This is a genomic window from Nocardioides sp. (assembly GCF_041913365.1).
GTDB lineage: Bacteria > Actinomycetota > Actinomycetes > Propionibacteriales > Nocardioidaceae > Nocardioides.
The window spans coordinates 180,853-188,671 of record NZ_JAYSFM010000003.1 but is presented as its reverse complement, the minus strand read 5'-3'; the positions used below and the strand labels follow the sequence as shown (position 1 = coordinate 188,671).

The following is a 7,819-nucleotide window of genomic DNA, read 5'->3' as shown; positions in this document are numbered from 1 at the left end:
GACCCGACCACGGACCCGACCACGGACCCGACCACGGACCCGACGACCGACCCGACGACCGACCCGACCACGGACCCGACCACGGACCCGACCACGGACCCGACGACCGACCCGACACCCACTACGGACCCCACACCCACCACCGACCCGACGCCGGACCCTGACCCAACGTCGGCGGACGCCTCGCTCACGGGCTCGGTCTTCGGTGACGAGGGGCTCTACGTGGTGCGCCTGCGGCCCGCGGGGCTCGCCGCCGGGGACACCGCTCGCGTCGAGGTCGACCTCGTCCGCGCCATCGTCTTCCCGTTCGGCCTCGACCGGCGGTGTGACGCACGGGCCGGGGGCGTCACGTGTGTCGTCTCCGCCTCCGACACGACGCCGATCGACCTGCTCCTCATCGCAGCGTCCGGTGCCACCGTCACCGCCACCCTCGACCCCGGGGTCGCCGACCCCGACCTGGGCAACAACACGTGGCGGGCCGTGCTCGATTGACCCGGTGACTGCTCCTGCACCCTTGGGGACGGGGCGATGCGCTCGGGCCATCGTGTAGACAGGAACCATGACGATCACCCGGTTGCTCGCCCGTCCGATGCTGGCCTCGATCTTCGTCGTCGGCGGCATCAACGCCCTGCGCAACAGTGAGGCCCACGCCGTCAAGGCGAAGCCGGTCACCGACCGGGTCGTCCCGCTGGCGCAGAAGGCCGTGCCCCAGGCACCGATCCCGACCGACCCCCAGACGCTCGTGCGGATCAACGCCGGCGCGCAGCTCCTCGCCGCCGCGGCCCTCGCCACCGGACGAGCACCCCGCCTGAGCGCCACCGTCCTCGCGGCGTCGCTGGTGCCGACCACGTTCGCCGGCCACCGCTTCTGGGAGGAAACCGACCCGCAGGCGAAGAACATGCAGCGCCTGCAGTTCGCCAAGAACGCCTCCGTCCTCGGCGGCCTCCTCCTCGCCGCCGTCGACACCGAGGGCAAGCCGGGTGTGGCCTGGCGGGCCCGCCGTGCGGCCGCCGACGTACGTCGTGAGGCCAAGCAGGTCGCCAAGGACGCCCGCCGTGAGGCCAGGCTGGCCCGCGCCCAGCTCACCTGAGCACCACACCGTCAGGACCCGCGGCCTCGATAGGGTGCGCGGGTGAGTGAGCCCGCGACGCACGACGTGACGCCGACCGACCTGTGGCCGGCGCCGCGCCCCCGCGGCCCGGTCGACCGGGTCGTCTCCCTGCCCGGCAGCAAGTCGCTGACCAACCGGGCGCTGCTGCTCGCCGCGCTCGCCGACGGCCCCAGCGTCGTACGCCGTCCGCTGCGCTCGCGCGACACCCTGCTCATGGCCGCAGCCCTGTCCTCCCTCGGCACGGGCCTCGAGGACCGCGACGGCGACTGGGCCCTCACGCCCGGCGCGTGGGACCGCGACGCCGACGTGGACTGCGGCCTGGCCGGGACCGTCATGCGCTTCGTGCCGCCGGTGGCCGGGCTGGCGCGCGGCAGGGTCGGCTTCGACGGCGACCCGCACATGCGGCTGCGCCCGGTCGGCCCGATGCTCTCCGCCCTGACCGCCCTCGGCGTGCGGATCGACGACGGCGGCCGCGGCGCGCTGCCGTTCGCGGTGCGCGGTGAAGGCGCGGTCCCGGGCGGCACGGTCACGATCGACGCCAGCGCGTCGTCGCAGTTCGTCTCGGCGCTGCTGCTCGCGGGGGCCCGCTACGAGCACGGCGTCGACGTACGCCACGTGGGCAAGCCGGTGCCGTCGCTCCCCCACATCGAGATGACCGTCCAGATGCTCCGCCGCCACGGCGTCGAGGTCGACGACAGCGACGCGAACCGGTGGGCAGTCGCCCCCGGCCCCGTGCACGCGGTCGACCACGACATCGAGCCCGACCTCTCCAACGCGGCGCCCTTCCTCGCGCTGGGCGCTGCGACCGGTGGCTGCGTGACGGTCACCGACTGGCCGGCCGAGACCACCCAGCCCGGTGACGAGCTGCGCGAGATCCTCACGCTCATGGGGTGCGAGGTGACGCTCGCCGACGGCGACCTCACCGTCGTCGGCCCCGACCGGCTGGCCGGCGTGGACCTCGACCTGCACGACGTCGGGGAGCTCACCCCCGCCGTCGCGGCGCTGTGCGCGCTCGCGGTCTCCCCCTCCCACCTGCGCGGGATCGCCCACATCCGCGGCCACGAGACCGACCGGCTCGCCGCCCTCGCCACCGAGCTCGGCCGGCTCGGTGCCGACGTCACCGAGCGCGAGGACGGACTCTCCATCCGTCCAGCCCCGCTGCACGGTGGCACGTTCCAGACCTACGCCGACCACCGGATGGCCCACGCCGGCGTGATCCTCGGCCTCGCCGTCGACGACGTGCTCGTCGAGGACATCGCCACCACCTCCAAGACCTTCCCGGACTTCGCGACGGCCTGGAGCCGGGCCGTGGACGGGACCCCCTCGTGACGGGTCGCTACTCCGAGCACGACCACGAGCACTACGAGCGGCCGCGCCGACGCACCCGGCCGCGCACCAAGGACCGGCCCACCTACGACGACGCGGTCGACGCGCGCGTGGTGACGGTCGACCGTGGCCGCTTCACGCTCCTGCTCGAAGGCCGCCGGGTGATGGCGATGAAGTCGCGACCGCTGGGCCGCAAGGGCGTGGTCGTGGGCGACCACGTCCGGGTCGTCGGCGACACCAGCGGGGCCGAGGGCTCCCTGGCCCGGATCGTCGAGGTGGTCGAGCGGACCACGACGCTGCGCCGCACGGCCGACGACGACGACCCCGTCGAGCGGGTGATCGTCTCCAACGCCGACCAGCTCGTCGTGGTGACCGCGCTCGCCGACCCCGAGCCCCGCCCGCGCCTGATCGACCGCGCGCTCGTGGCGGCGTACGACGCCGGGATGGCGCCGCTGCTCTGCCTCACCAAGGCCGACCTCGCCGACCCGGAGACGCTGCTGTCGACCTACCGCTCCCTCGGCGTGCCGTGGGTCGTCACCCAGCTCAAGGGCGAGGGGGCCGGCGACCTGACCGAGCTGCGCGAGCGGCTGCGCGGGCGCACGAGCGTGCTGGTCGGACACAGCGGCGTGGGCAAGTCCACCCTGGTCAACGCGCTGGTGCCCGACGCGAAGCGCGAGGTGGGCATCGTCAACGCGGTGACCGGGCGCGGGCGGCACACCTCGACCAGCGCCTACCTCCTCGAGCTGCCCGACGGCGACGGCTGGATCATCGACACGCCCGGAATCCGTTCCTTCGGGCTGGCGCACGTGCAGCCGGAGAACCTCATCGAGGCCTTCCCCGACCTCGAGGAGATGACCGAGGACTGCCCGCGCGGGTGCACGCACGGGACGGACGAGCCCGAGTGCGGCCTCGACGAGGCGGTCGCGGCCGGTGAGGCCGACCCCGACCGGGTCGAGTCGTTCCGCCGGCTGCTCAGCGCCCGCGAGGGCGCCAGCGACTGGTAGGGCTCAGCCCCACACCGCGCGGGCGCCGGAGTCACCGGCGAGGAACAGCACCACCACCAGGCCGAGCGAGGCCACGACGAGCAGCGCGGCCACCGGCACCTGCCAGCGCGACTCGCGCGCGCCACGGCCGGACGCCAGCGCGGACACCCCGCCGAGGGCCCACGCGGCCAGCACCGCGACCGGCACGTAGCCCAGGGACACGTTGCGCAGCAGCTCGCCGCGCTCCTCGTGCTCCTCGACCAGCGGCGCGAGCTCGGGCCGGGACTCGAGGAGGTCCTCTCCCGACAGGGTGGCGATGAAGGCGGTCACCGCGGTCAGCACCGCGAGCACGACCAGCGGCCAGCGCAGCAGCCAACGCCACTTCGGGACGACGGCGTACGCCAGGCCGGTGAGGGCGGCGAGGGGTCCGAGGACCACCACGGCGTGGACGACGAGCGGGTGCAGCGGCACACCGTTGAGTTCCATGCGTGCAGGGTAGGGGCGGAGTCTGGGAATAGCCTGTGGACATGCCCATCACCGGCGGCACCGCCGACCACACCGACGACCTGCGCCTGGCCCACGTCCTGGCCGACGACGCGGACTCGCTCACCCTGGCCCGCTTCAAGGCCCTCGACCTCCACGTCATGAGCAAGCCCGACCTCACGCCCGTCACCGACGCCGACCAGGCCGTCGAGGAGGGCATCCGGCGCACGCTGTCGCGCGTCCGGTCGCGCGACGCGGTGGTCGGCGAGGAGCAGGGCACGTCCGGGCACAGCCAGCGCCGCTGGATCGTCGACCCGATCGACGGCACGAAGAACTACGTCCGCGGCGTGCCCGTGTGGGCGACCCTGATCGCGCTGGCCATCGACGACGAGGTCGTCCTCGGCGTGGTCTCCGCCCCGCAGCTGCAGCGCCGCTGGTGGGCCTCGGCGGGCAGCGGGGCCTGGACCGGCCGCTCGCTGCTGAAGGCGACGCGGTGCGAGGTCTCCGACGTACGCCGCCTCGAGGACGCGTCGCTGAGCTACTCCTCCCTGTCCGGCTGGGACGAGCGCGACCGGCTCGACGACTTCGTGTCGCTGTCGCGGCGCTGCTGGCGCACCCGCGCCTACGGCGACTTCTGGTCCTACATGCTGCTCGCCGAGGGTGCGGTCGACCTCGCGGCCGAGCCCGAGCTCGCCGTCTACGACATGGCCGCCCTCGACGTCATCGTGCGCGAGGCCGGCGGCCGGTTCACCTCCCTCGACGGCACCGACGGCCCGTGGGGCGGCAACGCCCTGGCCTCCAACGGTCACCTCCACGACGCCGCGCTGTCGTTCCTGGGCGCGCTCCCCGACGACGACCTCGACCCCGACGTGCCCCGCCGCGGGCCGGGCTCGGTGAGCAACCTGCGCGACCGCCAGAGCCCTCCGGTCCTGGACTGAGCCGCCACGCAGGGGCGTTCGGCCCTGTCCCTCGGGGCCCGGCTTGGCTACGGTGACTCATCCGTAGTGACGCCGGACGAGAGGTGCAGACGATGAGGATCAACGACGTCATCCACGCCAAGGCGAGCCAGGACGTGGTGACCATCAGCCCCGACGCCACGGTCCGCGAGCTGATCGGCCTGCTGGCCGAGCACAACGTCGGCGCCCTGGTCGTCAGCGACGACGGCGAGCGAGTTTCCGGCATCGTCAGCGAGCGCGACGTCGTACGCCGCCTGCATGCCGACGAGGCCGTGCTCGACAGCGCCGTCAGCTCGATCATGACCGCCGAGGTGCGCACCTGCGCCGGCGAGGACGGGCTCACCGACCTCATGCAGACGATGACCGAGCACCGCATCCGGCACGTCCCGGTGGTGGCCGACGGCAAGCTGACCGGCATCATCAGCATCGGTGACGTGGTGAAGAACCGCATCGGCGAGCTCGAGTTCGAGCGCGACCAGCTCGACAGCTACGTCCACCAGACCTGACCCGCAACTGATCGGAGTACACAGTGACTGAGAAGCCCGACGTCGACCCGCACATGGGCGAGGCGCCCGCCGACCTCGAGGTCACCGACCTCGTCGAGGGAGACGGCCAGGAGGCCACGTCCGGCTCGACCGTCTCGGTCCACTACGTCGGCGTCGCCCACTCCACCGGCGAGGAGTTCGACGCGTCCTACAACCGGGGCACCCCGCTGCAGTTCCGCCTCGGCATCGGCCAGGTCATCTCCGGCTGGGACACCGGCGTGCAGGGGATGAAGGTCGGCGGCCGTCGCCGTCTCGTCATCCCGCCCCACCTGGGCTACGGCGACCGCGGCGCCGGTGGCGTGATCAAGCCGGGCGAGACGCTGATCTTCGTGGTCGACCTGCTCGAGGTCCGCTGACCACCCACCTGCACAGCACGACCTGACGTCGGGCGGTCTTCACCCCTGGGCGTCGTGGACCAGGATCGCGACCTGCACCCGGTTCTCGACGCCGAGCTTGGTGAAGAGCCGCCCGACGTGCGTCTTCACCGTCGGCACGCCCATGAACAGCTCGGCTGCGATCTCGGCGTTGCTCTGGCCGCGCGCCACGCCCTCGGCCACGTCCCGCTCCCGCTCGGTGAGCCCGGCCAGTGCGGCCCTGGCCGTGCGGGCGCGGTCGTCCGCCCCGGTCCCCGGCTCGTCGCGGGTGACGGCCGCGATCAGCTGCGCGGTGACGCTGGGCGACAGCATCGGCTGGCCGGCGGCCACGGTCCGGATCGCCTCGACCAGCCGCGCCGGCGGGGTGTCCTTGAGGAGGAAGCCAGCCGCCCCGATCCGCAGGGCGCGCAGCACCATGTCGTCGGTGTCGAAGGTCGTCAGCACGATGATCTTCAGGTCGGGACGGGCCGCGAGCAGCGCCTCGGTCGCGCTGAGGCCGTCGCGGACCGGCATCCGGATGTCCATCAGCACCACGTCGGCCCCCGAGCGCGGGACGACCGTGAGGGCCTCCTCGCCGTCGCCCGCCTCCGCGACGACCGTGATCCCGGACGCGCCGCCGAGCATCATCCCGAGCGCGGCGCGCACCATCGGGTCGTCGTCGACGACCGCCAGCGAGACGGGAGCCGTGCCCTCGGTGCTCACGTCCCCGGTCACGACTCCCACGGTATCCATGCCCGGACGGCGTACCCGCCACCGGCGTCGACGCCGTGGTTGATGCGCCCGCCGGCCAGCGCGGCGCGCTCGGCCAGGCCGAGCAGCCCCAGGCCCGATGCCGGCAGCGCCGGTCGCGGTGCCGGACCGACCGGCGCGGCGTTGCGCACCGCGACGACCAGGCCGTCGTCCGGCGAGCCGAAGATGTCGACGGTGACAGCGGTGCCCGGCGCGTGCTTGCGGGCGTTGGTCAGCGCCTCCTGCACGATGCGGTACGCCGTCCGGCCGGTGCCGGGCGGCAGCTCGTCCTCGACCCGGTTGGACAGGCGGACCCGCATGCCGCCGCTGCTCTCCTCCGCGACCAGCCCGGCGACGTCGTCGAGGCCCGGCTGCGGGCGCTCGGGCTCCGCGTCGGTGGGCCGGGTCGGGTCGCGCAGCACCCCCAGCACCGCGCGGAGGTCCGACAGCGCCCGGTGCGCGTTCTCCTCGATCGACTGCGCGGCGCTCGCCTGCTCCTCCGCAGTCAGGTCGGTGCGGTAGCCGAGGGCGCCGGCGTTCATCGCGACCAGCGAGATCCGGTGGGCCAGCACGTCGTGCATCTCGCGGGCGATCCGGGTGCGCTCGGCCGCCTGGGCCTGCGCCACCCGGGCCCGCTGCTCGCGCTCAGCGGTCTCCGCGCGGTCCCGGTAGGAGTCGACGAGCTCCCGCTGGGAGCCCATCGCGTAGCCGGTGGCGACGAGGATGCCGGCCACCAGCATCCCGAAGGCGACCGAGGCCCACAGCGGCAGCGTGTCCTCGGACAGCCCGACGCGCTCCTGCACCGTGCCGGCCAGCACGCTGAAGGGCACCACGAACGCGAGCAGCCGCCACCGGCGGTGGGAGGCGATCGACCCGAGGATCCACGACCCCGGCCCGCTGCTCGTCATCGAGACGAAGGAGAAGGCGGTCAGCACCACGGCGACCAGGGCCGGTCGGCGGTGCCGCCAGCGGATGAGCACGAAGGAGAGCAGGCCGAGCGCGGGATCGCCGAGGAGGAACCACATCACCTTCGGGTCGCCGGCGGGGCGCTCGGAGGCGGTCACCATGACGACACCCCAGGTGAACAGGCTGATCGCCAGCGCGAGGGCGTAGCGCCACGTGGACGCCATGCGGCTCGGGCGCTCCTCGGCGACCGCCCTGGCGTCCTCGGGTGCTGGCATGCGCCGAGGCTAGAGGACCCGGGGCGGCCCCGGCGTCCGACCCAGGTGTCGACCTCGGCGCCCGGCCGATACCCAGGTCGGACCCCGGCGATCCCTGCGCCCGATGCCCGCCACCCCTCGCGGCTCAGAGG

Annotated in this window: 10 protein-coding genes; 7 read left to right on the top strand and 3 right to left on the bottom strand. The window is 73.8% G+C overall.

The window, feature by feature from the left end; all coding sequences use genetic code 11:
• From ACE3QY_RS09260 to rsgA, 4 genes are all read left to right on the top strand, one after another.
• On the top strand, positions 1-492 hold a 492-nt coding region (locus ACE3QY_RS09260), incomplete at its 5' end, for a hypothetical protein (protein ID WP_374455723.1).
• Positions 493-559: 67 nt separating this feature from the next.
• Positions 560-1,090, top strand: coding sequence for a DoxX family membrane protein (locus tag ACE3QY_RS09255; RefSeq protein ID WP_374455722.1), 531 nt, complete (start codon positions 560-562; stop codon positions 1,088-1,090).
• A gap of 42 nt (positions 1,091-1,132) precedes the next feature.
• Positions 1,133-2,440 (top strand): 3-phosphoshikimate 1-carboxyvinyltransferase, encoded by a 1,308-nt coding sequence (aroA, locus tag ACE3QY_RS09250; RefSeq protein WP_374455721.1) that lies wholly within the window; start codon positions 1,133-1,135, stop codon positions 2,438-2,440.
• Positions 2,437-3,441: a ribosome small subunit-dependent GTPase A gene (rsgA, locus tag ACE3QY_RS09245; protein WP_374455720.1), complete on the top strand. Its 1,005-nt coding sequence runs from the start codon at positions 2,437-2,439 to the stop codon at positions 3,439-3,441. Before aroA ends, rsgA begins: the two co-directional genes overlap by 4 nt.
• A gap of 3 nt (positions 3,442-3,444) precedes the next feature.
• On the opposite strand, the gene ACE3QY_RS09240 is transcribed toward rsgA, so the two are convergent.
• On the bottom strand, positions 3,445-3,906 hold the full coding sequence (locus tag ACE3QY_RS09240) for a DUF2231 domain-containing protein (protein WP_374455719.1): 462 nt from the start codon (positions 3,904-3,906) through the stop codon (positions 3,445-3,447).
• Positions 3,907-3,947: 41 nt separating this feature from the next.
• On the opposite strand from ACE3QY_RS09240, the gene ACE3QY_RS09235 reads away from it, so the two are divergent.
• From ACE3QY_RS09235 to ACE3QY_RS09225, 3 genes are all read left to right on the top strand, one after another.
• The gene (locus ACE3QY_RS09235) at positions 3,948-4,841 is read left to right on the top strand and encodes an inositol monophosphatase (protein WP_374455718.1); all 894 of its coding nucleotides are present in this window, start codon (positions 3,948-3,950) and stop codon (positions 4,839-4,841) included.
• Positions 4,842-4,933: 92 nt separating this feature from the next.
• Positions 4,934-5,365 carry a CBS domain-containing protein gene (locus ACE3QY_RS09230; RefSeq protein WP_374455717.1) on the top strand — a complete coding sequence of 144 codons (432 nt, stop codon included), beginning with the start codon at positions 4,934-4,936 and terminating at the stop codon, positions 5,363-5,365.
• 53 nt (positions 5,366-5,418) lie between these two features.
• Positions 5,419-5,760 (top strand): FKBP-type peptidyl-prolyl cis-trans isomerase, encoded by a 342-nt coding sequence (locus tag ACE3QY_RS09225; protein ID WP_374456014.1) that lies wholly within the window; start codon positions 5,419-5,421, stop codon positions 5,758-5,760.
• Positions 5,761-5,799: 39 nt separating this feature from the next.
• On the opposite strand, the gene ACE3QY_RS09220 is transcribed toward ACE3QY_RS09225, so the two are convergent.
• Complete coding sequence (locus ACE3QY_RS09220; protein WP_374455716.1) at positions 5,800-6,492, bottom strand: response regulator; 693 nt, start codon at positions 6,490-6,492, stop codon at positions 5,800-5,802.
• Positions 6,489-7,688 carry a sensor histidine kinase gene (locus ACE3QY_RS09215; protein ID WP_374455715.1) on the bottom strand — a complete coding sequence of 400 codons (1,200 nt, stop codon included), beginning with the start codon at positions 7,686-7,688 and terminating at the stop codon, positions 6,489-6,491. The genes ACE3QY_RS09220 and ACE3QY_RS09215 overlap by 4 nt, the downstream gene beginning before the upstream one ends.
• Positions 7,689-7,819: the final 131 nt, after the last annotated feature.